A 25,457-nucleotide genomic window follows, 5' to 3' on the forward strand; every position below is an offset into this window, starting at 1 on the left:
GCCGGCCTGAGCGGCGCTCGCGCGCGGCCCGGCTGTCAAGCCTTGTCCGCGCGGTGGCCGGCCCCTAACCTGCCTGTTGCACCTGCGGCCCCGCGATGTCCCGACGCTTCGTCCACCTGACCCTCCACAGCGAGTATTCGCTCGCCGACTCGACGATCCGCATCCCGGACCTCGTCAGGCGCTGCGTGGCCCTGGGCCAGCCTTCGGTGGCGGTGACCGACCGCAACAACCTGTTCTCGCTGGTGAAGTTCTTCCGCGCCGCGGAGGGCGCGGGCATCAAGCCGATCGCAGGTGCCGACATCAGCCTGGCCGAAGGCGACGAGGCGCCCTTCACCCTCACCCTGCTCTGCCGCGACCACGCCGGATACCTGTCGCTGTCGCGGCTGCTCACCCGCGCCTGGATGGAAGGCCAGCGCCACGACGGCGTGGTGGTGCGGCCGGAATGGCTGCGCGACGATCACGCGGGCCTGTTCGCGCTGGCGGGGCGGCAGTCGCCCGCCGGCCGCCTGGTCGCGGCCGGCCGCCACGACCAGGCCGAAGCCTGGCTGCGCGACTGGCGCGGCGTGTTCGACGACGGCCTGTATCTGGCGCTGGCGCGCTGCGGCTTCGGCGACGAGGCCGCGTTCAACGCCTTCGCGCTGCAGGCCTCGTCCATCTGCGCGGTGCCGGTGGTGGCCGGCAACGAGGTGCGCTTCATCGACCGGGAGGGCTTCGATGCGCACGAGGCGCGGGTCTGCATCGCCTCGGGCCGCGTGCTGGACGACCCGCGACGCCCGCGCGACTACACCGCCGAGCAGTACCTGAAGTCGGGCCGGGAGATGGCGGAACTGTTCGCAGATGCCCCCGACGCCATCGACAACGCGGTCGCGCTCGCGCAGCGCTGCAACCTCGAACTGCGCCTTGGCACCTACCACCTGCCGGCGTTCCCGGTACCGGCCGAGCACACCCTCGATTCGTGGATCCGCAGCGAGGCCCGCGACGGCCTCGCGCGCCGGCTCGAGCACGCTCCGCTCGCCGCCGGCCACGACCGCGCCAGCTACGCAGCGCGGCTGGAAACCGAGCTCGACGTCATCATCCGGATGGGCTTTCCCGGCTATTTCCTGATCGTCTCCGACTTCATCCGCTGGGCGAAGGAGCACGGCATCCCCGTGGGGCCGGGCCGTGGTTCCGGCGCAGGCTCGCTGGTGGCCTGGGCGCTGGAGATCACCGACCTCGATCCCCTCCCCTACGACCTGCTGTTCGAGCGCTTCCTCAACCCGGAACGCGTGTCGATGCCCGACTTCGACATCGACTTCTGCATGGACCGCCGCGACGAGGTGATCGACTACGTCGCGCGCAAGTACGGCCGCGACCGCGTCAGCCAGATCATCACCTACGGCACCATGGCCGCGAAGGCGGTGATCCGCGACGCCGGGCGCGCGCTCGGCTATCCCTTCGGCCTGGTCGACGGCATCGCCAAGCTGGTGCCGATGACGCTGGGCGTGTCGCTGTCCGACGCGCTGGGCCGCACCGACAAGTCGAAGGACGAGGCCTGGCGCTCGGACGAGCTGATCGCGCGCTACGGCGACGAGGACGACGTCCGCGACCTGGTCGACCTCGCCCTGCAGCTCGAGAACCTGACCCGCAACGCCGGCAAGCACGCCGGCGGCGTGGTCATCGCGCCCTCGCCGCTGTCCGACTTCTGCCCGCTGTTCGCCGAACACGATGGCGAGGGCCAGGGCCGCAATCCGGTGACCCAGTTCGACAAGGACGACGTCGAGGCGATCGGACTGGTGAAGTTCGACTTCCTCGGCCTGCGTACGCTCACCATCATCGACTGGGCGGTGAAGGCGGTGAACCGGCGACTGGCGGAACAGGCCTCATCCGGCGGAGCCGCCCCCTTCCCTGTCGAGGCGGGAGAAAACTCTCCGGCGGGACTGGACATCTCGAAGCTGCCCCTGGACGACGCGAGGACATACGAGCTGTTCGCGCGAGGCGACACGGTGGCGGTGTTCCAGTTCGAATCACGCGGCATGCGCGAACTGCTCAAGCGCGCGAAGCCCGACCGCTTCGACGACCTGATCGCGCTCGTCTCGCTGTACCGCCCGGGCCCCATGGACCTGATCCCGGACTTCATCGAGCGCAAGCATGGGCGCGCGGAGGTCGAGTACCCGCATCCGCTGCTGGAACCGGTGCTGGCGCCGACCTATGGCGTGGTGGTGTACCAGGAACAGGTGATGCAGACCGCCCAGATCCTGGCGGGTTACTCGCTGGGCGGCGCCGACCTGCTGCGCCGCGCCATGGGCAAGAAGAAGGTCGAGGAGATGGCGCGCGAGCGCGCCAAGTTCGAAGCCGGCGCGCTGGAGACGCACGGCATCGAACCCCGTGTCTCCGGGCCGGTCTTCGACCTGCTGGAGAAGTTCGCGGGCTACGGCTTCAACAAGTCGCACGCCGCCGCCTATGCGCTGGTCTCCTACCAGACCGCCTGGCTGAAAGCGCATTACCCGGCCGAATTCATGGCCGCGGTGCTGTCGAGCGACATGGACAGCACCGACAAGGTGGTCGGCTTCCTGGCCGAAGCGCGCGAACTGGGCCTGGACGTGCTGCCGCCGGACGTCAACCACTCCGCCTTCATGTTCGAGGCCATCGACCCCGGCACCCTGCGCTACGGCCTGGGCGCGGTGAAGGGCGTGGGCCAGGGCGCCTGCGAGGCGATCTCCGCCGAGCGCGCCCGGGGCGGGGCCTACGTCGACCTGATGGACTTCTGCCGCCGCAACGAGTCCGCGCGCCTGAACCGGCGGACGCTCGAGGCCCTGGTCAACGCCGGCGCGCTGGACGCGCTGGGTCGCAACCGGGCGTCTCTGATGCTGCAGCTCCCTGAAGTGATCCGGGCGACCGAGCAGCTCGCGCGCGAACGCGAGGCCGGCCAGGCTTCGCTGTTCGGCGGCTTCGCCGAACCCGCCGCCGCGGCCGCGCAGATCACCCTGCCCGAGGTGGCGGAATGGCCTCTGGCGCAGAAGCTCGCCGGCGAGCGCGAGACGCTGGGCCACTACCTGAGCGGCCATCCGCTGGATCCCTGGCGCGACGAACTCAAGGCCCTGGTCGGGACCGACCTCGGCCAGCTCGACGCACTCTGGGAGTCGGCGTCGTCGGCGCGCAAGGGCGGCAACGGCGAGGGCGGCCGCGGCGGCTGGCGGCAGGAGGTCACCGCGGTCGTCGCCGGCCAGGTCATGGGCGTGCGCAAGCGCGGCGAATCCCAGGCCTTCGTGCAGTTGGAGGACGGCCGCGGGCGCATCGAGTGCGCCTTCTTTTCCGAGGCCTGGATGGAGCATGCCACCTTGCTGGCGGGCAACCGCATCGTGATTGTCGAGGGCGGCCTGCGCGAGGACGAGTTCAGCGGCGGCTTCTCGCTGCGCGCGCGCCGGGCCTGGGACTTCCACCAGGTCTGCGAGCAGGCCGCGCAGCGCCTGTCGCTGCGCCTGGACCTGGCGGTCCCGGGCCTGCTGCCGCGCATCGAGCAGCTGCTGGCCACGCATCGCCCTGGCACCACGCCGCTGCGGATGGACCTGCTGCTCCCGGCGGGCGCCGCGGGCAGCCTGGACCTCGACGGAGCGCACGCGGTGCGCGTCGACCCGGACCTCCTCGGCCTGCTGCGCGTGGAACCCGGCGTGCGCGCCGTGCACGTGGCCATGGGCGCCCGTCCCTGGGCCGGCTGACCTCATCCCCGCCCGCCACGCCCCGGTCACCTGGCGCGGCGGCAGGCGGGTCGTTCCGGCGGCTCCCGCAGGGGGAGTCGGCTAGACTGGTCGCTTTCCCGACCGCGGTCCGTCGATGAATCCCAACTACCTCGATTTCGAACAGCCCATCGCCGACCTTGAGGCGAAGATCCAGGACCTGCGCCAGGCCAGCTCCGGGCCAGCCGTCAACATCGACGCGGAACTGCGCACGCTCCGGGACAAGCTGCGGCTGCGCACCGCGCAGATCTTCCGCGACCTGACGCCCTGGCAGGTCTCCCAGCTCGCCCGCCATCCGGCGCGGCCGTACACCAACGACTACATCCGCTACATCTGCGACGAATTCCAGGAACTCGCCGGCGACCGCGCCTATTCCGACGACGCCGCGATCGTCGGCGGCATCGGCCGCATCAACGGCCGCAGCGTGATGATCATCGGCCACCAGAAGGGCCGCGACACCAAGTCCAAGGTGCGCCGCAACTTCGGCATGCCGCGCCCCGAGGGCTACCGCAAGGCGCTGCGCCTGATGAAGATGGCCGAGCGCTTCCGGCTGCCGCTCTTCACCTTCATCGACACCCCGGGCGCCTATCCCGGCATCGGCGCCGAGGAGCGCGGCCAGTCCGAGGCCATCGCCCGCAACCTGATGGAAATGGCGGAGCTGCGCACGCCGATCGTGTGCACGGTGATCGGCGAGGGCGGCTCCGGCGGAGCGCTGGCGATCGGCGTCGGCGACCGCACGGTCATGCTGGAATACAGCACCTACTCGGTGATCTCGCCCGAGGGCTGCGCCTCGATCCTGTGGAAGGACGCCGGCAAGGCCCGCGATGCCGCCGAGCAGCTGGGCCTGACCGCCAAGCGCCTGCTGGGCCTGGGCCTGGTGGACAAGCTGGTGCGCGAGCCCATCGGAGGCGCGCACCGCAACCCGAAGCAGATGGCACTGCGCCTGAAGGCGGTGCTGGTCAACGAGCTCGATGCGCTCGAAGGCCTGCCGGTCGACGCGCTGCTCGAGAAGCGCTACCGGCGCCTGCGCGGCTACGGGGCGTACGAAGCCGCCTGAGCGCGTCGCCGCGGCGGCGACGCGGACTGATCGCATAGACTCGCCCTGCCGGCAATCCGCCGGCAAGGGGGAGGACACTGGATGATCATCAAGCGTATCGACGTGCTTTCGGCCGCGAAGATCGGCGGCATCATCGCCGCGGCCATCGGCCTGCTGGCAGGCATCTTCATGTTCCTGTTCAGCAGCCTCTTCGGAAGCATGCTGGGCAACGAGGGGGGCATGTTCGCCGCGATCGGAGGCTTCATGGGGATGATCCTCCTGCCGGTCATCTACGGCATCTTCGGCTTCATCGGCGGCGCGATCCAGGCCTTCATCTACAACGTGGCGGCCGGCTTCGTCGGCGGCATCCGCATCGGAACCGAGTGAGGTCCGACGCACGGCGCGGCGGTCCCGCCGCGCCGTGCGCCCGCCCACCATGGACCACGACCTGCCCGACGCGCTGTTCGCACTTCCCGACGAGGGCGCCGGCAGCGGCATCGTCGTCGCACTGAGCGGCGGGCTGGATTCGACCGTCCTGCTGCACCGCCTTGCCGCGCTGCCTCCGGTCCGCGAGCGCGGACTGCGCGCGCTGCACGTCCACCACGGGCTGCATCCGGATGCCGATGCCTGGGTCCTGCACTGCCGCGCGCTGTGCGATGCGCTCGACGTGCCGCTGGCGGTCTGCCGGGTGGCGGTGGACTGCGGCAGCGGCCTGGGGCTGGAGGCGGCGGCGCGGGCGGCGCGGCACGGGGCCTTCGCCGGGGCGCTCGGCGAGGGCGAGGTCCTCGCCCTCGCCCACCACCGCGACGACCAGGCCGAAACCTTCCTGCTGCGCGCGCTGCGCGCCTCGGGGCCCGAGGGCCTGGCGGCGATGCGGCCCTGGCGGCGGTTCGCGCACGGCTGGATGTGGCGGCCGTTGCTGGCCCAGCCGCGAACGCGCCTGGAGGCCTGGGCGCGCGCCCGGAACATGCAATGGATCGAGGATCCGGCGAACGCCGACCCGGTGCACGACCGCAGCTTCCTGCGCACGCGCCTGCTGCCGCTGATGCGCGAACGATGGCCGATGGCCGATGCCGCGCTGGCGCGCAGCGCGACGCTGTGCGCGGAGGCGGCCGACCGGCTCGCGGCCGAGGATGCGCTGGCGCTGGATGCGATGCTGTCCCCGGCCGCAGCGGACGATGGGGCCGGCGGACGAGGCCTGGCGATCGCCCACCTCCGGGCGCTGCCGCCCGCGCACCGCGCACGCATGCTCCGCGCCTGGATCCGGCGGCTCGGACTCGCCCCCCTGCCGGCTTCCGGCGTCGAGGCCATCGTCCGCCTGCTCGACGCGCGCACCGACGGCGCGCCCGGGTACCGCTGGGCCGACGCCTGCGTCCGTGCGTGGCGCGGCCACCTGTACGCCCTGCCGCTGCAGGCGCTTGTCCCACTGCCGCCGGACTGGTCCCGGACCTGGGATGGCCGCGCACCGCTGGACCTGCCCGGGGGCGGCAGGCTCGCGCTGGAAGGCGCCGGCTCCTTCGAGCGTCCGCTGCGCGTCCACGCCCGTCGGGGCGGCGAGCGCATGCGCATGCCCGGGCGCCTCCATACGCACGCGCTCAAGCATCTGCTGCAGGATGCGGGCGTCCCGCCGTGGCAGCGGGGGCGGATGCCGCTGCTGTCCTCCAGCGAAGGCACCCTGCTGGCGGCCGGCGACCGGCTGCTCGCCGCACCGCTGCACGACTGGCTGCAAGCGCAGGGTGCCAGGCTCTGCTGGCGGGACTTGGCGTAGACTTGCGGGCATGTCCCGCACGCCCGAACCCTCCGGAAACACCTCCCCGGTCGCCGACTTCGAAACCTCGCTCGACGCCCTCGAGCAGCTCGTCGAGAAGATGGAACACGGCGACATGAGCCTGGAAGACTCGCTCGCCGCCTACGAGCGCGGCGTCGGCCTGTACCGCCGCTGCCAGCAGGCGCTGGAAGAGGCCGAGCTGCGCGTGCGCCTGCTCACCGACCCGCAGCAGCCCGACGCCGCCGCGCCCTTCCCGGCCAGCGGCGACGATGCCTGACGCCATCGGCGCGGGCACCGCGGCGCGGCTCGAGGCCTGGCGCCGCCGCATCGACGGCGTGCTCGAGGCAGCGCTGTCCGCCCATCCCGCCGCCGAACGGCGCCTGGGCGAAGCCATGCGCCACGCACTGCTGCTCGGCGGCAAGCGCATGCGCCCGCTGCTGGCCTATGCCACCGGCACCGCGTTCGGAGCCGACGAGACCGTGCTCGATGCGCCCGCCGCCGCGATCGAACTCGTCCACGCCTACTCGCTGGTCCACGACGACCTGCCGGCCATGGACGACGACGCGCTGCGACGCGGCCAGCCCACCGTGCACGTCGCCTTCGACGAGGCCACGGCGATCCTTGCCGGCGACGGGCTGCAGGCGCTGGCCTTCGCGATCCTCGCCGACGCCGGCTGCAGCGACGCTGCACGGGTTGCGATGCTCCGCGAGCTGGCGCACGCCGCCGGCGCCGGCGGCATGTGCGGGGGCCAGGCGCTCGACCTCGCCGCCACCGGCAACGGTACTGCCTCCGGCCTCGAGGCGCTCGAACGCCTGCACGCGCTGAAGACCGGCGCCCTGATCCGCGCCGCGGTGCGGATGGGGGCGATCGCGGCCGGTGCGGGCGACGCCGAGCGCCGGCGCCTGGACGCCTATGCCGACGCGCTGGGCCTGGCCTTCCAGATCCGCGACGACCTGCTGGACGTCGAAGGCGAAAGCGCGACGCTCGGCAAGACCCCGGGCAAGGACGCCGCCCAGGGCAAGGCGACCTTCCCCGCGCTGATCGGCGCCGAGGCCTCGCGCGCGCGGCTCGCGGCCCTGGCGGCGGAGATGGACGCGGCGCTGGCGCCGTTCGGCCCGCGCGCCGACGCGCTGGCCGCCCTGGGCGCGCTGGCGATCCGTCGCTCCCACTGAAGCTGGCGGTTCCGTCCGCGGTTTGGCGTATGTTCCCGGACGCAGGCCAGAGGCACGGGACATCGAGTGAGGGGAAGGTCAGGGAAAAGGCTGGGGGGCGCGATCGATACCGCCATGGCGGTTGCCGGCCTCGCCTTCATGAACGCATGGGCGGTGATCGAGCGCGCCTACCGCCGCCCGCTGGGCTGGCTGTCGCGTCGCTTGCGCTTCGGCTTCTACCCGCTGCTGGCGGTGGCGATGCTGGGCTGGCTGGCCTGGGACGCGCAGCACGCGCGCGCGCTCGACGCCGCCGAGGACGCGGTCTTCGACCAGATCATCGGCTGGCGCCCGATCGAACCGGTGCCGAGCGGGCGCACCGTGGTGGTCGCCATCGACGACTGCTCCATCGACTGGTACCGCGCCCGGGGCGAGGGCGGCTGGCCCTGGAGCCGCGAGCGGCATGCCGACCTACTCGACGCGCTCGACCGCGCCGGCGTGCGCGCGGTGGGCATCGACATCCTGTTCGCGGACCGCGCGCCCGCCGACCCCGCGGGCGATGCCCTGCTCGAGGCGGTGGCCGACGCCGGCGACGGCCGCTTCGTGTTCGCTGCCAGCCGGCTGCACGCCGGTTCCGACGCCCTGTCCGCGCAGCATGCGGCCGAGGTCCCGGGTGCCTTTCCCCTCGCCGCCGATGCCGCAGGGCCCGGCCCGCGCGTTGCGCTGCTGCAGCCCTACGGCAAGGCCATGGCCAGCCACTCGGGCCTGGTGAACATCGGGCGCGGCCGGGACGGGCTGCTCCGCGATGTGCATCTGTACCAGGCCGTGGGCGACTGGGCCCTTCCCGGCCTCGCCCTGCGCGTGGCGCAGGCCGCCGGCGCCGACACCGCCGCCGCGGTGGCCGCCCGCGGCGGTGCGCTGCGCATCGACTGGCGGCAGCGCTCGCAGCTTCCCTATGCCAGTGCGGCCGACGTCATCGAGGGCCGGCCGGTGTGTGGCAGGGTGCTGCCGCCGCTGGACGGCGTGGTGGCACTGGTCGGCCACGCCGCCGCCGGCATCAACGACAGCAAGCCCACGCCGGTCGACATGGCCATGCCTGGCGTGGCCATCCTCGCGGAGGCGGTGGAGGCCCTGGTCGATCACGGCTGGATCCGGATGCCGCCGGGCTGGCTCAAGTACGCGCTGGCTTCGATCCTGGTGCTGCTGTCCTGCCTCGTCTTCTGGCGGGGCGAACCGCACCAGGACGTGGATCCGGTGTTCTTCGGCCTGAACCTCGCGCTGGGCGCGGTGGCGTTCGCCGGCCTGACCTTCCTGGGCTGGTTCATCGACATCTTCGCCAGCCTTGCCTACGGCGCGCTGTGCTTCGGGCTGTGCCGCGGCTACGCCGCCGTGCAACGCGCGCACGCGGCCGGCAACGCGGACTACCGGCACGACTACGACCCCGACGCGCGGCCCTGGCTGCTGCTGGCGCGGCTGCGCTTCGAGGCCGACCCTTCGCTGACGCCCCGGCAGGCGCTGCGCGCGCGCCGTGAGTATCGCCGCCGGCTGCGCAGGTTCGTGCACGCCAGCGACCGCATGGTGATGATCGAGGGCGTGGTCGAGCGCAAGCACTGGCTGGCGGCGCTGCTCGACGACCTGGTGCTGCTCACCTGGTCGGGTGCGAGCGAGGCCGAGGTGCGCGAACGGGCCAAGCATGACCTCGACGCGCTGCACGCGATGCTCGACGCAAGCGGCGAGCGCCTGGAGGGCCGCGCCCGCGTGCTGGCCTGCGTCGATGCCAGCGCCATCGGCGACCCGGAGGGCGGCCGCGACGGCCGCCGTCTGCGCCTGCGTGCCCTGCTCGGCCAGGACCTCGACCGCCTCCCCCACTGGCCGCTGTCCGCGGACAACCCCCTTTCATCCATGCGTCCCGCCCCCGAGGAAGGAACCCCATGAACACCCATGTCCGATGCCTGGCCATCCCGGCCCTGCTCGCGCTGGCCGGCGCCACCGCCGGCGCCCCGGCCCGCGCCGCGGAGCTGCCCGCCATGGTCCACAAACCCGGGGTCGAAGTGCGCGAAGCGCCGGACCTCCGGTCGACCTCGATCGCGACCCTCGCCCGGGATGCCCGCGTCGGCATCAGTGCACAGCAGGGCCTCTGGTACCGGCTGGCTCTGGAAGACGGCCGCAGCGGCTACGTGCGCGTCAACGAAGTGCGCATGCTGCATGCCGCCGAGGAAACGTCCGAGGCTGGCCGTCGGGCGGTATTCCAGGGCACCGCTGGCCGCGGGCGGGTCACCGAGACCGCGACCGTGCGCGGCATCGACGCCAGCGACCTCGCCGGCGGCCGCCACGACGCCGCCGGCCTGGCGCGCATGGAGTCCCACCGTGTCGACGCCGCCACCGCCGCCGACCATGCCGGACTCCGTGGCTGGCAGGCGCGCAGCGTACCGCTGCCCGGCGAAGCGGAGGAGCTCGACACTTCCGGCAGCCAGGCCACCCAGGCCGAGAAGCGCAGCGGGCTGGCGGCCGCGCGCGGCCTGCTTTCGAAGCTGGGCGGGGATCCGGTCGGGGCTTCGCTTGGCGCCCGGGTGGCCGATCGCGCGATCGGAAAGTCCGACCGGGAAATCGCGGAGGAGGAACTCGCCCTGGGTCCCGCCGTCGCCGGTCGGGTGCTCGGCGTGGCGCCATTGTGGGACGACGACGACGCCCAGGCCCGCGTCAACCTGGTCGGCCGCTGGCTGGCCTCGCAGACCTCGCGCCCCGGCCTGCCCTGGACTTTCGGCGTCATCGACGACGGCGAGATCAACGCCTTCGCCGCGCCCGGCGGCTACGTGCTGCTGACCCGCGGCCTGTACGAGCTCCTGGCCGACGACGCCGAGCTGGCGGCGGTGATCGCCCACGAACTCGGCCACGTGGTCCAGCGCGACCATTTCGAGGTCATCCGTAAGCAGCAGGTGCGCGAGGCCGGCAAGGACGCGGTGCTGTCCCGGGTCAGCGCGCCGGGTCCGGCGGCATATGCGAAGGACCACGTGGACCGCCATGGTGCCGCGGTGCTGCTGACCGGCCTCGACCGCGAGGCCGAGTACCGCGCCGACGCCACAGCCGGCGTGTACCTGGAGCGCGCCGGCTTCGATCCGCTCGCGTTCTATTCCGTGCTGCAGAAGATGGCTTCGCTGGGCACCCGTCCGGCCCGCCTCGCTCGGCTCTACCGCACGCACCCGCCCCTGGACGCCCGGATGGACCGGCTGGACGCCGGGGCACCGCCCGGCGACCGCCGGCGCTGAGCGCGCAGGGCGCCGGCAGGCCTTCCTGCCATGCCGGCGCCCCGGTCCGACGCCTTACCCGATCAGCCGCAGGCTCAGCGGATAGCGGTAATCCCTGCCATTCCACGCCCTGACCACGGCGACCACGCTGCACACCAGCCACACGATCGCTATCAGCACGTAGACGGCCAGGAGCAGCAGACCGGCGGGCAGCGTCAGGATCACCCCCAGCCCCAGCGTCAACACCGTGGCGCCGACCAGCGCGATGCCGATCGCCGTGGCCACGCAGGCATAGATGAACATGCTGAGGTTGAAATTCATCGCCTCGCGCGCGTGCGTGGCGATGAAGGCGGACTCGTCGCGTTTGACGAGGTAGACGATGCCGGCACCCAGTACGCCGGCCACGCCGGCGATCCAGCTGGTGCACAGGGCGAGCACCAGGGCGGCCAGGTGGGCCATGGCGGCCCACTGGCGCTCGGAAGGCGTGGTGACGGAGGAAGGCACGGGATCGTCCATCGGGTCCTATTTCACCAGGCGGATCGCGAAGGGATAGCGGTAGGCCTCGCCCTTGTTGGCGGCCAGGGCGGCGATGATGCTGAAGATGATGCAGACGATCCAGAGAAGGAAATTGAGCAGCGCCCCGATCAGGATCACCGACAGCACGATGCCGATCACGTAGCCGATCAGCAGGGTGATCTGGAAATTCAGTGCTTCCCTGGACTGGTCGACCAGATAGCCCTTGTCCGACTTGTCCTTGTGGATCAGCCATACGATCAGCGGAACGATGAAGCCGAGGATGATCCCCGACAGATGGGTCAGCATCGCGATGGTGCGATCGTCCTGGCTGGCCTGGCTGGTGTTCGGAATGGTCTCGCTCATCTTCTTTCCCCCGTGTTGTCGGATGGTTGCGGATGACGGCGCCGCACTGCCCCATACCGGGCCGCCAGGGCGAAGCATATACGTCAATCGCGACCGGCAACCGTCATCCCGCCGACCAGGATCGACCCGGTGCGGATGTGCGAGCGGAGATCGACGTCGCTGCCCACGGCCTCGATGGCCATGAACATGTCGCGCAGGTTGCCGGCCACGGTGATGCCGTCGACCGGGTGCGCGATCGCACCGCCTTCGACCAGGAAGCCGCTGGCACCGCGCGAATAGTCGCCGGTCACGGTGTTCACGCCCTGCCCCATCAGCCGGGTCACCACCAGGCCGCGGTCCATGCCGCGCAGCAGCGCGTCGAAGTCGCCGGCGTTGGCCGCGACTTCCAGGTTGTGCACGCCGCCGGCATTGGCCGTGGTCTCCAGGCCGAGCCGGCGCGCCGAGTAGTTGCCGAGCACGTAGCGCTGCAGCACGCCCCCCTCCACCAGCGCCGACTCGCGGGTCGCCACGCCCTCCGCGTCGAACCAGGCCGAACGCAAGCCGCGTCGGAGAAACGGGCGCTCGCGGATCGCGAACCAGTCGGGGAACAGCGGCGTGCCCGCGGCATCGATCAGGAAGCTGGCGCCGCGGTACAGCGCGCCGCCCGACACCGCTGCCAGCAGGTGGCCCACCAGCGAGCGCGCGACCTCGGCGCTGAACAGCACCGGATAGCGGCCGGTCGCGAGCGGCACCGGATCCAGGCGCGAGACCGCCCGCGCAGCCGCCCGCCGCCCGATCGCCGCGGCAGGCTCCAGGTCGTCCGGCGCCAGCGCATGGCTGTACCACCCGTCGCGCTGCATGTCCTCGCCGCGGCCGGCGATCAGCGCGCAGGAGAGGCTGTGGTGGCTGGCGCGTTCGCTGCCGACGAAGCCGTGCGAGTTCGCGTACACCGACAGAGAGGTGCCGCTGGAGACGCCGGCGCCGTCGGAATTGCCGATCCGGGCGTCGGCGTCGCGCCCGGCCTGCTCCGCCGCCAGCGCCAGCGACAGGGCGTCCTGCGCCTCCAGCGCCCAGGGATGCCAGGCGTCGAAGTCGCGCGGCTCGCGCGCCATGAGCTCCGCGTCCGCCAGACCGGCGGCGGCATCGTCCTCGGTATGCCGGGCGATCGCACAGGCCTGCCCGACGGTCGCGGCCAGGCTCTCCTCGCGCAGGTCGGCGGTGCGGGCGCTGCCCTTGCGCTGGCCGAAATAGACCGTGACGGCGATGCCGCGGTCGCGGGTGGACTCGACCGACTCGACCTCGCCCATGCGCACATTGACCTCCAGGCCACGGTCCTCGCTGCAGGCGACCTCGGCCTGGGTCGCGCCCGCGGCCCGGCAGCGGTCCAGCAGCTCCGCGGCGATGCCTTCCAGCCGCGCCAGGCGCTCGCGGCTGTCGTCGTTGGCGGGGGCGGATGCGTGGATCCGGTCGGTGATGGCGGTGGTCAATGCCTTATCCTTCTGGTTCTTTGACGGCTTCAACGGGCGGCTGGGACGACATGCGCGGCAGGGACGAAGAAAGCGGCGAGTACCTCGGCCCGAGCCGCAGCGCGCAGCGTCGCGAAGCGCTGGACGTGCTGGAGCTGGCGAAACAGCTGGTGGAGCTCGACCCGGGCCGGCTGGCGAAACTGCCGCTGGGCGAACACCTGCTGCCCTTCATCGCACAGGCGCGGCGCATCGGTTCGCACATCGCGCGCAAGCGCGAGACCGCGTTCCTGGCCAAGCAACTGCGCCGCGAGGACGAAGAGGCGCTGGACGAGCTGCGCGATGCGCTCGACGCCGGTGGCGAGGCCGCGCGCCTGGACACCGCCCTGCTGCACCGCGCCGAAGGCTGGCGCGAGCGCCTGCTGGGCGAGGACGGCGCTCCCGCGCTTTCGGCCCTGCTTGACGAGTTTCCGGGCGCCGACAGCCAGCGCCTTCGCCAACTGGTCCGCAACGCGCTGGCCGAGCGCAAGGCCGGCAAGCCGCCGCGCGCCTTCCGCGAGCTGTACCGCGAGATCCGCGCCCTGCTCGACGCAGTGCCCCCTTCCGACGAGACCGGCGAAGGCGCCTGACGCACCACGGTCGCTGCGGCCGCAGCCCGTTCGCACGGGGGAGCTCACGCGCGGGTGCCGCCGACGGTGATCGCCTCGATCAGCAGCGAAGGCTGACCCACGCCCACCGGCACGCTCTGGCCGTCCTTGCCGCAGGTGCCCACTCCTTCGTCCAGCGCCATGTCGTGCCCGACCATGCGCACCTTCTGCATGGTTTCCGGACCGCTGCCGATGAGCGTCGCGCCCTTCACCGGCGCGGTCACCCTGCCGTCCTCGATCAGGTAGGCCTCGGTGGCGGAGAACACGTACTTGCCGCTGGTGATGTCGACCTGGCCGCCGCCGAAGTTGACCGCGTACAGGCCCTTCTTCACCGAGCGGATCATGTCGGCGGGATCGTCCTTGCCCGCAAGCATGTACGTGTTGGTCATGCGCGGCATGACCAGATGCGCGAAGGATTCGCGGCGGCCGTTGCCGGTCGGCGCCACCCCCATCAGGCGTGCGTTGAGCGTGTCCTGCATGTAGCCGGTGAGCACGCCGTCCTCGATCAGCGTCGTGCACTGCGTGGGCGTGCCCTCGTCGTCGACGTTGAGCGAACCGCGGCGACCCCCGAGCGTGCCGTCGTCGACGATGGTCACGCCCGGTGCGGCCACGCGCTGGCCCATGCGCCCGGCGTAGGTGCTGGTGCCCTTGCGGTTGAAGTCGCCCTCCAGGCCATGGCCGACGGCCTCGTGCAGCAGGACGCCGGGCCAGCCGCTGCCCAGCACCACCGGCATCACGCCGGCCGGCGCGTCGACGGCCTCGAGGTTCACCAGTGCCTGGCGCAGGGCCTCACGCGCGAACCGTTCCGGGCGGCCGTCGCCGAGCAGTTCGGAATACAGGTAGCGCCCGCCATAGCCGGCATGGCCGCTCTCGCGCCGGCCGCCCTGCTCCACGATCACCTGGATGTTGAGCCGCACCAGCGGCCGCACATCGCCGGCGACCACGCCGTCCGAACGCGCCACGAAGATGGTGTCGACGCCCCCGGACAGGTTCACCGTCACCTGCTTGACCCGTGGGTCGGCGGCGCGCAGCAGGCGATCGACCCGGCGCAGCGCCTCGACCTTGGCGTCGTCGGCCATCCCGTCCACCGGATCCTCGGCCGGATACAGCGCGCGCGCACCCGCCGGCACCAGCGCCTGCACCCGGTGCTCGGTACCGCTGCGCGCGATCGCCCGCGCCGAACCCGCGGCCGAAAGCAGCGATTCGACGTTGATGTCGTCTGCATAGGCGAAGCCGGTCTTCTCGCCGCTGATCGCACGCACGCCCACGCCCTGTTCGATCGAGTGCGCGCCGTCGCGGACGATGCCGTCCTCCACCGTCCAGCTTTCGCGCCGTGCGTGCTGGAAATAGATGTCGCCGAAATCGACGCCCGGGCCCAGCAGCGTGCCGAAGGCGCGCTCCAGGCCGGCGCTGTCGAGGCCCGCGGGCAGCAGCAGGCGGGATTCGGCGATGGCGAGGGCCTGGGTCATGTCGGATTCCTGCGAAAGTCGTCTGTATGAAGGTGCGGGCGGCGCCAGCGCGATCAAGGCTCGGGCGGGGCAGCCTGCGGTTCACGCCCTTCCACCACCACCCTGGGGTCCTTCCACGGGCCGGTGACGTGGTAACTGCGGGCACCCACGCGACCGAGCGGCCGCTCGAGCACGGCGTTGGCCACCGCCCCCACGGCTGCGCCCACCGGCCCGGCGGTGAGCGCGCCGACAGCGGTCAGCAGGCCGCCGGTGCGCGGGAAGACGTCGATCACCTGGTCGTAGGTCTGGGCGCGCAGGTCGGCGCTGCCGCCGATGTGGATCTCGGCCGCCGGACCGTCGATCACCAGGCCTTCGCCATGCGCCATGCCATCGGCGAACACCACCCGGCCGTCGATGCGGTTGAATGCGAATCCGCGGCTGAAGAAATCGCGGAAGTCGAGCATCAGCCGGCGCGGCAGTTCGGCCACGCTGAGCAGGCCGAGCACGCGGCCGGCACCCGGCTCGACCTCGACCAGGCGGCCGTCGGCGAGCGCCAGCTCCAGGCTGCCTTCCAGTTCGCCAAGCCGGAATCCGGCCGGCGAACCGGGCCAGGTGCCCTCGAAGCGCGCGATGCCGCTGCCGCCGTCGATGCGGCCCCCCATGCCCAGCCCGGCCATGAGGCCGCCGATATCCCGGCTGTCCGCCGCGACCCGCATCCGGGTGCGCGCCTGCGCGCCGCGGCCGGTCCAGGCGCCGTCGACGTCGATCGACTGCGCCGGCGAGCGCAGTTGCATCGACTCCACCCGCATGCCGTCGCGGGTCGGTCGCGTGCGCAGCTCGAGCCGGCCCAGCGGAGCATCCGCGACCTGCAGCGCCTCGACCACGATCGCCAGCGGCGGGATGGAGGCGGGATCGATGTCCGGATCCTGATCCGGAGTGCCGGTGTCCGGACCGGTAGCGTCGGCGCCCGGACCGTCGCCGGCGGCGCTGCGCCAGTACAGCCGCTGCAGCCGAGCGGACAGGGTGCCACGCCCGCCCTGCGGCAGGCTGAGCGTCCCCGCCAGCGCCGCGCCCTCCAGGGTCACGCCGATCGCGCCGGCGCGCGGAAGGGCGGTCACACGGGTGTCGGGGAAGACCCCGCCGAGCAGCTGCAGGCGGTCGGCGACCAGGTCGATTCCCTGCAGCGCCAGACCGTCGCCATCGCCCTGCGCTCCGCCGCTGAACAGTCCCGCCCATTCGATCGCATCCAGCACCGGCGTCCGCCCCGTGATCCGCAGGCCGGATGCCGGTGGTGCCGCCTGCGCACGGTCGCTGCCGAGCACGGCCAGCACTCCGGTGCGGCCGCCGCGGCTGCGCGCGCGCAGCGCCATCCGCTCGCCCAGCACCACGTCCACGTCGTCCGCGCCCAGCGGAAGCTTGAGGTCGATGCGCGCGGCGAGCGGCTCGTGCAGTGGCTTGCCCAGCGGTTCGGGCAGCGCCAGCCTGGTGCCGACCAGGTCCGAGCGCAGCTGCAGCAGGCCGCCGGCACCATCGCCGCCGGCCTCCTCGGGCAGCCCGAGGGTCACGGCCCAGGCCGAACGTCCCTCGAGGCGCTCACCCAGCCAGGCCAGCTCCGGCACGCGTGACGCCAGCTCCGAAGGTGCCAGGCTGGCCTCCAGCTCGGCCTCGAACGCCATGCCGCGCGCCTCCACGTGCGGCGCCCCGGCGCGCAGTGCGAGCCGCGCGGGCCGGCCCTCGCGACGGACCCGCAGCCCTTCGGCCGCGAACCCGTGATGGTCGTAGCGCAGCAGGCCGCGCACGTCGTCGAAGTCCAGGTCCCAGCGCTTCTCCGCCAGGCGCGCGCCTTCCAGTTCCACCGTGCCGCCCACCCGCATGGCCTCGCCGCCGCTGCCAAGCGGCAGGACCAGCGCGAACGTGCCACGCACCGGCCCCGAACCCGACAGGCCGTCGAAGATCTCCTTGCGCCCCTCGCGCAACGGACTTTCGCGGAGCAGGGCCAGCACCTGCCCGGCGTCGGCGCGGCCCGCGACCTCCGCCGAGACCCGCAGCGGCCCCTCGCCGAAATCGGCGATCCCCGCGCGCAGCGCACCGATCGGCACGCCCGCGAGGCGCGCACGCCCCGACAGGGTGAATCCGGCGGCGACGAAGTCGACATCGCCTTCCAGGTCCTCGGCCGCGGGCCAGCCCGGATCGAAGCGTATGACCCCGTCCTCGATCCGCGCCGATGCATGGAACAGGCCCGCGCCCGCGCCGCCGTCCGGGGAAGGATGGAACGGCCAGTCGTCGAGATCGCCAGAGACCACCGCGCGGCCGTCCAGCACACGACCGTCGACCAGCGCCTCGTCCAGCCACTCCACCGCCTGTTCCGGCATCTGGTGACGGATCCAGAACCGCTTCGCCACCGGAACCCGGGCCTCGTCCAGCTCGGCCACCAGGTCGATCCGGGGACGGCTGCCGTCGCCCTGGAATTCCAGGCCGCCGCGGACGCTGGCGCCATAGCCCTCGCCGTCGACCCGCAGCCCGGGCGTGTGGACATGCCAACCGCTCCCGGCGCGCCAGGCGGCGATGTCGCCACGCAGGCGCACCGCGTGCGCAGGCGGCCCGAAGCCGACCGGCCAGTCGACGCGGGCGACGGCCGCGGGATCCGCCGTGAACACCAGGCCCGACGCGTCGCCGCGCAGGGCACCGGAAAATCCGGCCAGGCCCGGCGCATCGCCCACCGGTGTGAAGCCGACGCCCTCGATCCTCGCGCCGGCGCGCAGGGCGCCGTTCGCGTCGCCGGCCAGCTCCACGTCGTGGAGCACACCCTTCGGCCGGGCTTCGCGCAGCCACCGCGCCAGACCCGCCGGCAGCGACGGCGACAGCGCCACCAGCGGCAGCAGCGCTCCGAGATCGATGCGTTCGGCCACCAGGGCACGATGGGCACCGCCCGCGACCACCAGCCCATCGAACTGCTGCCCGTCGTCGCCCAGACGCAGCCGGGACACATCGAAGCGCCAGCCCTGTTCCGCCGCCGCCCAGCGCGCATCCACCTCGAGCCGGCCGACGTCCAGCTCCGGCGCCGGCCCGGGGGCATCCGTCCCGCCGCGCAGACGCAGCCCGTCGAGCCCGGCGCGCACGGTGACCGACTGCGTCCTGTATCCGCGCAGGACCGCCCATGCCTGGATCCGGCCCGTGCCCGCCGCCGGGCCGATGCCGCCGGCGCGCAGCGCAGACCAGGCCGACAGGTCGGCGCGGCGCAGCGCCATCCATACGCGGGCGTCGCCGCTGGGGCGGTCGAGCTCGGCCGTGATGTCGAGCGGCGAACTTTCCGGACGCATCCATGCACGCGCCGCGGCGCGCACCCGGTCGCCGTCCACGCGCAGGCGGACATCCACCGCGGCCACGTCCAGTTCGATTCCCAGCGCGGGCGCCCGCACGCCGAGCCGGCCGTCCACCACCTGGAGTTCGCCCAGGCCTTCCAGCGCCGCGAACGGGTCGCCCCCGGACTGCGCTTCACCTGGAAGTCCGCGCACCTGCCAGCGGCCGTTGTCGTCGCGTTCCAGCACCAGTTCGAGCCCGCGCAGGCGCAGCTCGGTGAACGAACGACCGGGCAGCAGGCCCGCATACTGCGCCACCAGCACCTCGGCCTCGCCGATCGGGATCGCGTCCCTGCCCTCGCCGATGCGCAGCCCGTCCAGACGCAGCAGCGGCCCGCGCCGCGTCCAGGCCGTTTCCAGCCGATCGAAGGACACCGGCCGGCCGGCGCGTTCGCCCAGCCAGGCCGCGATCCGCTCGGGATGGCGTTCGGCCAGGGGCAGCAGCTGGCTGGTGATGCCCGCGCCGAGCGCCATCAGCACCAGGCCGACGGCCAGCACGTACCAGGCGCCACGCCGCGCGCGACGCAGGCCGCGGCGGAACCGGCCTGCCATCAACCGTCCGCGCGCCGGGCGCGTGATTCAGAGCAGGACGACATCGAACTGCTCCTGCAGGTACTGCTCGTCGGCCTGGAAGCGGACGGACTTGCCGAGGAACTCCTCCAGCTCCGCCACCGCCGCCGACTCCTCCTCGGTGATCCGCGCCACCACCTTGGGCGAGGCGATCACCAGCAGGCGCTCGGCGTCGAACTGGCGCACCGCGCGCACCACTTCGCGGAACACCTCGTAGGTCACCGTCTCCGCGGTCTTCAGGGTGCCGCGGCCGCCGCACTCGTGGCAGGTCTCGCTGAGCTGCCGCTCCAGGCTCTCGACCGTGCGCTTGCGCGTCATCTCCACCAGGCCGAGCGGCGAGAAATCGTAGACCGTGGTCCTGGCATGGTCGCGCGCCAGCGACTTCTCCAGCGTCCGCAGCACCTGGCGGCGGTGCTCCGGGTCGGTCATGTCGATGAAGTCGATGATGATGATGCCGCCCAGGTTGCGCAGCCGGAGCTGTCGCGCCACCGCCTGCGCGGCCTCGAGGTTGGTGCGGTACACCGTTTCCTCGAGGTTGCGCTGGCCCAGGAAGGAGCCGGTGTTGACGTCGACCGTGGTCATGGCCTCGGTCTGGTCGATCACCAGATAGCCGCCGGACTTGAGCGGCACTTCCTTCTCCAGCGCGCGTCCGATCTCGTCCTCGACGCCGTACAGGTCGAACACCGGCCGCGCGCCGGTGTAATGCTCGATCTTCTCGTCCAGGCCGGGCATGTACTGCGCGGCGAAGGCCTTCAGGCGGTCGCAGGTCTCGCGCGAGTCGACCTTGACCTTCTCCACGTCCCGGCGCATCAGGTCGCGGACCGCACGCATCGGCAGGGTAAGGTCCTCGTAGACACAGGAGCCCACGCGGGCCTCGGCCACCCTGCGCTCCACCAGGGTCCAGGCGCGCGCCAGGTAGGCGACGTCCTCGGCCAGCGCGTCCTCCGGCTGGCCCTCCGCGTTGGTGCGCACGATGTAGCCGTGGCCGCCCGCGGTCGCGAGCTGCCCGACCAGGGACTTCAGGCGCTGGCGCTCGGACTCGTCCTCGATCCGCGCCGACACCCCGACCACCTTCGACTGCGGCAGCAGCACCAGGTAGCGCGACGGAATGCTGATCTGGGTGGTCAGGCGCGCGCCCTTGCTGCCGATCGGATCCTTGACCACCTGGACCACGACTTCCTGGCCGTCGCGCAGCAGCTCGCCGATCGGCGGCGTCGGCGGGGGTGCGGCCGGGGCGGGGCCGGCGCCCGGCTCCTCCATCGTCAGGCCCTCGGCGCGCCCGGGGCGAAGCACATCATTGGCGTGCAGGAAGGCCGCGCGTTCGAGGCCGATGTCGACGAATGCCGCCTGCATGCCGGGCATCACCCGCTGCACCCGGCCCTTGTAGATGTTGCCGACCACCCCGCGGCTCCAGCCACGCTCGATGTGCAGCTCCTGGAGCATGCCGTTCTCGACCACGGCCACCCGGGTCTCGCGCGGAGTGACGTTGACCAGGATCTCCTCGCTCATGCGCCCCCGCCCGAGCGCGGCGTGCGCGCATGGATGCCGAAGCCGCGCAGCAGCCCCGCGGTCTCGTGCAGCGGCAGGCCCATGACGCCCGAATAGCTCCCGGCGATGCGGCCGATGAAGCGCTCGGCGCCGCCCTGGATGGCGTACGCGCCCGCGCGGCCCATGGGTTCGCCGCTGGCGACGTAGTCGGCGATGTCGTCGTCGGACAGCGTCGCGAAGACCACGTCCGTGGCCACCGTCGCCGACTCCTCGCGCCCCGCCGAAACCACCGACACCGCGGTCAGCACCCGGTGCGTGCGGCCCGAAAGGCGCCGCAGCATCGCCTCCGCCTGTGCGGCGTCCGCCGGCTTGCCGAAGACTTCGTCGTCCAGCACCACCTCGGTGTCCGAGCCCAGCACCACGGCGCCGGGCACGGCGACCACGCGCAGCAGGCCCGCCCCGGCCTTCTCGCGGGCAACGCGCGCGACGTAGCCTTCCGGCGATTCGCCCGGCGCGCGCAGCTCGGGCACGTCGACGTCGAGCAGGCCGAAGTCGACTCCGAGCCGGGCCAGCAGCGCGCGCCGGCGCGGGGATTTCGAGGCAAGGTGCAGCATCCGGGAAGGATACCGTGCCCGTCGCGCGTCAACCGTGCGACCCTTCCCGCAACCCGTTCCGGCTCACGGCCCGTTCACCGCACCATGCCAACCCTCCCCTGTCCGATTCCGGAGACCACGATGACCCCGATCCTCCAGCGCCCGGCATCCGCCGCCATCCTCTCGCTCCTCCTCGCCTTCGGGAGCCCCACCATGACCGCCTCCGCACAGCCCGCCAACGACCGGGCCAGCATCGACGGCACCCTGCTCTCGGTGTCGGTCAGCGGCGAAGCCAGCCGCGTTCCCGACATCGCCAGTGCCTCGGCAGGCGTGGTGACCCAGGCCGCCGATGCCGGCACGGCCATGCGCGAGAACGCCGCGCGGATGACCCGGGTGATGGCCGCGATCCGTGCCGCGGGCGTCGCCGAGCGGGACATCCAGACCAGCGGCATCAGCGTCCACCCGACCTGGCGCCACGTCCAGGACGAGGAGCCCCGGATCTCGGGCTACAGCGCCAGCAACACCGTGAGCCTGAAGGTGCGCGACATCGGCAGGCTTGGAGAAGTCCTCGACGCGCTGGTCGCCAGCGGTGCCAACAACGTCAATGGACCGAGCTTCGGCATCGACCAGCCCGAAGCGGTCTACGACGAGGCGCGCCGCAAGGCCCTGGAGCAGGCGCGAGGCCGCGCCGACATGTACGCACAGGCCCTCGACCTGCGCGTGCGCCGGATCGTCAGCATCAGCGAAGGTGGCGGCATGCGACCGCCGCAGCCGCTGTACGCCATGCGCGCGATGGCCATGGACGCCGAATCGACGCCGGTGGCGCCGGGCGAGAACACGCTCTCGGCCAACCTCGACGTGGTGTTCGAACTGGGGCGCTGAGGGCCCGGCTCAGGCGCGATGGTAGGGGTGGTTGGCCAGCATCGCCGCGGCGCGGTAGAGCTGTTCGGCCAGCACCAGCCGGACCAGCATGTGCGGCAGGGTCAGCGGACCGAGCGACCAGGTTTCGTCGGCGCGGGCCAGCACCTCCTCGGCGTGGCCCTCGGGCCCGCCGACCAGGAAGGCGAGGTCGCGGCCCTGGCCGCGCCAGTACTCCAGACGCGCCGACAGCTCCTCCGAATCCCAGGCACGGCCGCGCCCGTCCAGCGCCACCACATGCACGTCGCGCGGCAGCGCGGCGAGTACGCGCCGACCTTCGTCCTGCGTCGCGCGCGTGGCGTCGCGACCCTTGCCGCGCAGACCGGGCGCGATCTCCACCAGCTCCAGCGGCAGCCAGTGCGACAGGCGCTTGCGGTACTCGGCGAAGCCTTCGGCGACCCAGCCGGGCGGCCGCTCGCCGACGGCGACCAGGCGCGCCTTCACCGCAGCAGCTCAGCCCGCGTCGCGGGGGGCCAGGTCGTGGGCGCCGGCGGCGGCGCGCGCATCGGCCCCGTCGTCTGCCGGAGGCTGGTCGCCGACCGTCCACAGCCGCTCCAGGGCGTAGAACTCGCGCACCCGCGGCAGCATCACGTGCACGACCACGTCGCCCAGGTCGACCAGCACCCACTCCGCTTCGCGCTCGCCCTCGACGCCGAGCGGCTGGCAGTCCAGGCGCTTGGCGAACTTGACCACCTCGTCGGCGATCGACTTCACATGGCGGGTGGACGTACCCGAAGCGATCACCATGTGGTCGCAGACGCTGGTCTTGCCGCGAACGTCGATCTCGACGACGTCGACCGCCTTGATCTCGGCGACGGCGTCGAGCACCGTCGACAGCAACACGTCCACCGGCGGCGGCGGATTGGGCAGGCAGGTCTTGATGACTTGGGCTTGGCTGGTCAAGGGCATCGTGCTCGTGGGTGTAGGGGCGATTATAGCCGCGGGCCGATCAGGGCTCCGTATATCCATACAGTCGACAGTCGCGGATGAAACCGGCCACCGGCACAGGGAGCATCGCCTCCCAGTCGCCTCCCGCGGCGATCCGCCGGCGCAGTTCGGTCGAGGATTCCGGACGCAGCCGTGGCAGATCCAGTACCGCGAAGCCGCCGGCAGGCGAGTCCACGAGCGCCCGGGGCGCCCGGCGCCGGCCATCGAGTTCGCGCTGCACCTCCGGCGCGCGCCGCGCGATGTCGGCCTCGTCCAGAGGCACGCCGGGCCGGGCCACCGCGAGCACGTGTCCATGGGCGAAGAGGCGGCGCCAGTCGTGCCAGGTGTCGAGCTGCATGAGCGAGTCGCCTCCCACCACCCAGGCGATGGGCCGGCGCGGCCCCTCCTGCGCGCGCAGCAGGCGCAGGGTCTCGACGCTGTACGACGGCCCGTCGCGCTCGAGCTCGCGGGCATCGACGCGCAGCCCGGCCTCACCGGCGATCGCGAGCTCCAGCATCCTCACCCGCTGTGCGGCCGTGGCGTGGGTCGCGGTCTTGTGCGGGGGATCCGCGGCCGGCAACAGGGCGACTTCCGCGGCGAGCGCGTCGCGCACCGCACGCGCCACCGCCAGGTGTCCCAGATGGACCGGATCGAAGCTGCCGCCGTAGCAGGCCAGCAGGTTCATGCCGCCAGCAGCGGCACCGCGCGCGGATCGGCCACCGCCAGCAGCAGGCGCTCCAGCAGCAGCCATTCGTCGCCGTCGCCACGGCCCTTGGCGATCCGGTCGACCTCGCCCGCGACCGCCACGAACCGCTCCCAGCGCGCCGCCGGATGGCGATCGAGGGCGCGGCGGTACGCGGCCTCCTTCGCATCCCATATCCGCTGCGCCTTGAGCTCGGCGCCGAGGTTGCCGCCGCGCGCCTTGACCCGCGCCAGCGCAGCGGTGCGCTGCAGCTCCATCACCACCATGCCCATCAGCGCCGGCACCGCCTCGCCCTCGGCGCGCAGCCCGGCGAGCATGCGCACGGCCTGCGCCCCCTGGCCATTGAGCGCGGCATCGACCAGGCGGAACACGTCATAGCGGGCGGCATCGGCCACCAGGGCCTGCATCCGCGCGGCGTCCAGGGTTCCGCCTCCGGCGAGCAACGCCAGCTTGTCGATCTCCTGTGCGGCGGCCAGCAGGTTGCCCTCGACGCGCTCCATCAGCAGTTGCACGGCATCACGCTCTGCACGGACGCCCCGCCGGCGCAGGCGCGCCTCCAGCCAGTCCTGAAGCTCATGCGGCTTGACCGGCCAGGCCACGGCGATCGCGCCGGCGGCCGCCACCGCCTCGCTCCACTTTCCGCCATGCTTCCGGCTCCATTCGCCGCCGGTGATCAGCAGGCAGATATCCGGCGGCGGCTGCGCGCAATAGTCGACGATCACTTCGCCGCCCTGCTTGCCGGGCTTCGAGGTCGGCAGGCGGACCTCGATCAGCCGCCGCGCCGAGAACAGTCCCGGCGCGCGCAGGCTGGCCTCAAGGCCGTCCCAGTCGATGTCCCGGCCCTCGACCTCGAACACCTCGCGCTCGGCATACCCCTGGGCGCGGGCCTCGGCGCGGATGGCGTCGGCACACTCGAGCACGCGCAGCAGCTCGGCACCGGCGACCAGGTACACCGGTGCGAGCGGGCCACGGGAGAGGCCACCGGCGAGCTGTTCGGGCGTGAGTTCGCGGGCCATGCCGGCGCGGCGTCAGCCGCCCGCCGGCGGCGAGGCGTCCGCTTCCCTGCTGCGGGTCACCGCATCGATCCGGCGCAGTACCGCCGCCGCCATTTCGCGCTGGAGCTCGCGCGCCAGCATCTCGCGCTCGCTCTCGGAGCCGGCCGAATTCTCCGGCAGCGAGACATAGTCGCGGGACAGCTCGATCACCTGCTCCGGCACCAGCTCCTGGCCGTCGCCGTCCTCGAACGTGAACACCGCCGCGTAGCGCAGGGTGAACTCCTGCGCGCGGCCGAACTGGTCGACGCTGATCGCCTGGGAATCCCAGCGCTCGGACAGCACCCGGAGCACCGCCACGCCCTCGCTGCCGCGTTCGGCGACCGTGAAGCCGCCGCGCTCGAGCGAACGGGTGAGCGACTGCGCCAGCGGGCTGTAGGGATCACTGGCGATCACCTGCACGCCGTCGAGCTCCGGCGGCAGCGTCAGCGGCGCGCGCAGATGGAAGCCGCAGGCGGACAGGGCCAGCGCGAGCAGCACCGGAACGGCGACGCGGAGACGTGGACGGATCATGCCGGAAG

General features: G+C 72.6%; 22 protein-coding genes. 10 read left to right on the forward strand and 12 right to left on the reverse strand.

The genetic code is table 11. The features are described from left to right. The first annotated feature begins 95 nt into the window (after positions 1-95). From dnaE to FPZ22_RS01695, 8 genes are all read left to right on the forward strand, one after another. Positions 96-3,695, forward strand: coding sequence for a DNA polymerase III subunit alpha (gene dnaE, locus FPZ22_RS01660; protein WP_144889673.1), 3,600 nt, complete (start codon positions 96-98; stop codon positions 3,693-3,695). A 115-nt stretch (positions 3,696-3,810) separates the two neighbouring features. Continuing rightward, entirely contained in the window at positions 3,811-4,770 is a 960-nt protein-coding gene (locus FPZ22_RS01665; protein ID WP_144889675.1) for an acetyl-CoA carboxylase carboxyltransferase subunit alpha, read from the forward strand. A gap of 81 nt (positions 4,771-4,851) precedes the next feature. Then, positions 4,852-5,136 (forward strand): hypothetical protein, encoded by a 285-nt coding sequence (locus FPZ22_RS01670; protein ID WP_144889676.1) that lies wholly within the window; start codon positions 4,852-4,854, stop codon positions 5,134-5,136. Positions 5,137-5,185: 49 nt separating this feature from the next. After that, positions 5,186-6,517: a tRNA lysidine(34) synthetase TilS gene (tilS, locus tag FPZ22_RS01675; protein WP_144893835.1), complete on the forward strand. Its 1,332-nt coding sequence runs from the start codon at positions 5,186-5,188 to the stop codon at positions 6,515-6,517. Between the two features lie 10 nt (positions 6,518-6,527). Continuing rightward, positions 6,528-6,794 carry an exodeoxyribonuclease VII small subunit gene (locus FPZ22_RS01680; protein ID WP_144889678.1) on the forward strand — a complete coding sequence of 89 codons (267 nt, stop codon included), beginning with the start codon at positions 6,528-6,530 and terminating at the stop codon, positions 6,792-6,794. Further along, the gene (locus FPZ22_RS01685) at positions 6,787-7,689 is read left to right on the forward strand and encodes a farnesyl diphosphate synthase (RefSeq protein WP_144889680.1); all 903 of its coding nucleotides are present in this window, start codon (positions 6,787-6,789) and stop codon (positions 7,687-7,689) included. Before FPZ22_RS01680 ends, FPZ22_RS01685 begins: the two co-directional genes overlap by 8 nt. 114 nt (positions 7,690-7,803) lie before the next feature. Beyond that, on the forward strand, positions 7,804-9,600 hold the full coding sequence (locus FPZ22_RS01690; RefSeq protein ID WP_144889682.1) for a CHASE2 domain-containing protein: 1,797 nt from the start codon (positions 7,804-7,806) through the stop codon (positions 9,598-9,600). Continuing rightward, positions 9,597-10,931, forward strand: a complete 1,335-nt coding sequence (locus FPZ22_RS01695) for a M48 family metalloprotease (RefSeq protein WP_144889684.1) — start codon at positions 9,597-9,599, stop codon at positions 10,929-10,931. The genes FPZ22_RS01690 and FPZ22_RS01695 overlap by 4 nt, the downstream gene beginning before the upstream one ends. Before the next feature lie 54 nt (positions 10,932-10,985). On the opposite strand, the gene FPZ22_RS01700 is transcribed toward FPZ22_RS01695, so the two are convergent. From FPZ22_RS01700 to pmbA, 3 genes are all read right to left on the reverse strand, one after another. Next, positions 10,986-11,414, reverse strand: a complete 429-nt coding sequence (locus tag FPZ22_RS01700) for a DUF4870 domain-containing protein (protein WP_168198897.1) — start codon at positions 11,412-11,414, stop codon at positions 10,986-10,988. A gap of 18 nt (positions 11,415-11,432) precedes the next feature. Next, positions 11,433-11,789, reverse strand: coding sequence for a DUF4870 domain-containing protein (locus tag FPZ22_RS01705; RefSeq protein ID WP_144889688.1), 357 nt, complete (start codon positions 11,787-11,789; stop codon positions 11,433-11,435). Between the two features lie 83 nt (positions 11,790-11,872). Then, the gene (pmbA, locus tag FPZ22_RS01710) at positions 11,873-13,231 is read right to left on the reverse strand and encodes a metalloprotease PmbA (protein WP_144893837.1); all 1,359 of its coding nucleotides are present in this window, start codon (positions 13,229-13,231) and stop codon (positions 11,873-11,875) included. A gap of 74 nt (positions 13,232-13,305) precedes the next feature. Here pmbA and yjgA point away from each other — a divergent pair, with 74 nt between their 5' ends. Further along, positions 13,306-13,860, forward strand: a complete 555-nt coding sequence (gene yjgA, locus FPZ22_RS01715) for a ribosome biogenesis factor YjgA (protein ID WP_144893839.1) — start codon at positions 13,306-13,308, stop codon at positions 13,858-13,860. 44 nt (positions 13,861-13,904) lie between these two features. Here the strand turns inward: yjgA and tldD are convergent, their stop codons facing one another. Genes tldD through FPZ22_RS01735 form a run of 4 tightly spaced genes read right to left on the reverse strand, consistent with a single transcriptional unit; the run spans position 13,905 to position 21,357 of the window. Next, on the reverse strand, positions 13,905-15,347 hold the full coding sequence (gene tldD, locus FPZ22_RS01720; RefSeq protein WP_144889690.1) for a metalloprotease TldD: 1,443 nt from the start codon (positions 15,345-15,347) through the stop codon (positions 13,905-13,907). A 53-nt stretch (positions 15,348-15,400) separates the two neighbouring features. Then, complete coding sequence (locus FPZ22_RS01725; protein ID WP_144889692.1) at positions 15,401-19,237, reverse strand: YhdP family protein; 3,837 nt, start codon at positions 19,235-19,237, stop codon at positions 15,401-15,403. Positions 19,238-19,264: 27 nt separating this feature from the next. Then, the gene (gene rng / locus FPZ22_RS01730; protein ID WP_144889694.1) at positions 19,265-20,764 is read right to left on the reverse strand and encodes a ribonuclease G; all 1,500 of its coding nucleotides are present in this window, start codon (positions 20,762-20,764) and stop codon (positions 19,265-19,267) included. Beyond that, positions 20,761-21,357, reverse strand: coding sequence for a Maf family protein (locus FPZ22_RS01735; protein WP_144889696.1), 597 nt, complete (start codon positions 21,355-21,357; stop codon positions 20,761-20,763). Before FPZ22_RS01735 ends, rng begins: the two co-directional genes overlap by 4 nt. 120 nt (positions 21,358-21,477) lie before the next feature. Between FPZ22_RS01735 and FPZ22_RS01740 the strand changes: the two genes are divergently transcribed. Further along, positions 21,478-22,218 carry an SIMPL domain-containing protein gene (locus tag FPZ22_RS01740; protein ID WP_144889698.1) on the forward strand — a complete coding sequence of 247 codons (741 nt, stop codon included), beginning with the start codon at positions 21,478-21,480 and terminating at the stop codon, positions 22,216-22,218. Between the two features lie 9 nt (positions 22,219-22,227). On the opposite strand, the gene rlmH is transcribed toward FPZ22_RS01740, so the two are convergent. From rlmH to FPZ22_RS01765, 5 genes are read right to left on the reverse strand one after another with little or no spacing between them, the layout of a single operon-like run. After that, positions 22,228-22,698, reverse strand: a complete 471-nt coding sequence (rlmH, locus tag FPZ22_RS01745) for a 23S rRNA (pseudouridine(1915)-N(3))-methyltransferase RlmH (RefSeq protein WP_144889700.1) — start codon at positions 22,696-22,698, stop codon at positions 22,228-22,230. 9 nt (positions 22,699-22,707) lie between these two features. Continuing rightward, entirely contained in the window at positions 22,708-23,157 is a 450-nt protein-coding gene (gene rsfS / locus FPZ22_RS01750) for a ribosome silencing factor (RefSeq protein WP_144889702.1), read from the reverse strand. Between the two features lie 46 nt (positions 23,158-23,203). After that, entirely contained in the window at positions 23,204-23,866 is a 663-nt protein-coding gene (gene nadD, locus FPZ22_RS01755; RefSeq protein ID WP_144889704.1) for a nicotinate-nucleotide adenylyltransferase, read from the reverse strand. Beyond that, positions 23,863-24,900, reverse strand: a complete 1,038-nt coding sequence (holA, locus tag FPZ22_RS01760) for a DNA polymerase III subunit delta (protein WP_144889706.1) — start codon at positions 24,898-24,900, stop codon at positions 23,863-23,865. The genes nadD and holA overlap by 4 nt, the downstream gene beginning before the upstream one ends. A gap of 12 nt (positions 24,901-24,912) precedes the next feature. Next, entirely contained in the window at positions 24,913-25,449 is a 537-nt protein-coding gene (locus FPZ22_RS01765; RefSeq protein WP_144889707.1) for an LPS-assembly lipoprotein LptE, read from the reverse strand. Between the last annotated feature and the right edge of the window lie 8 nt (positions 25,450-25,457).

This window comes from Luteimonas granuli (assembly GCF_007795095.1).
In the GTDB taxonomy this organism is placed as follows: Bacteria; Pseudomonadota; Gammaproteobacteria; order Xanthomonadales; family Xanthomonadaceae; genus Luteimonas; species Luteimonas granuli.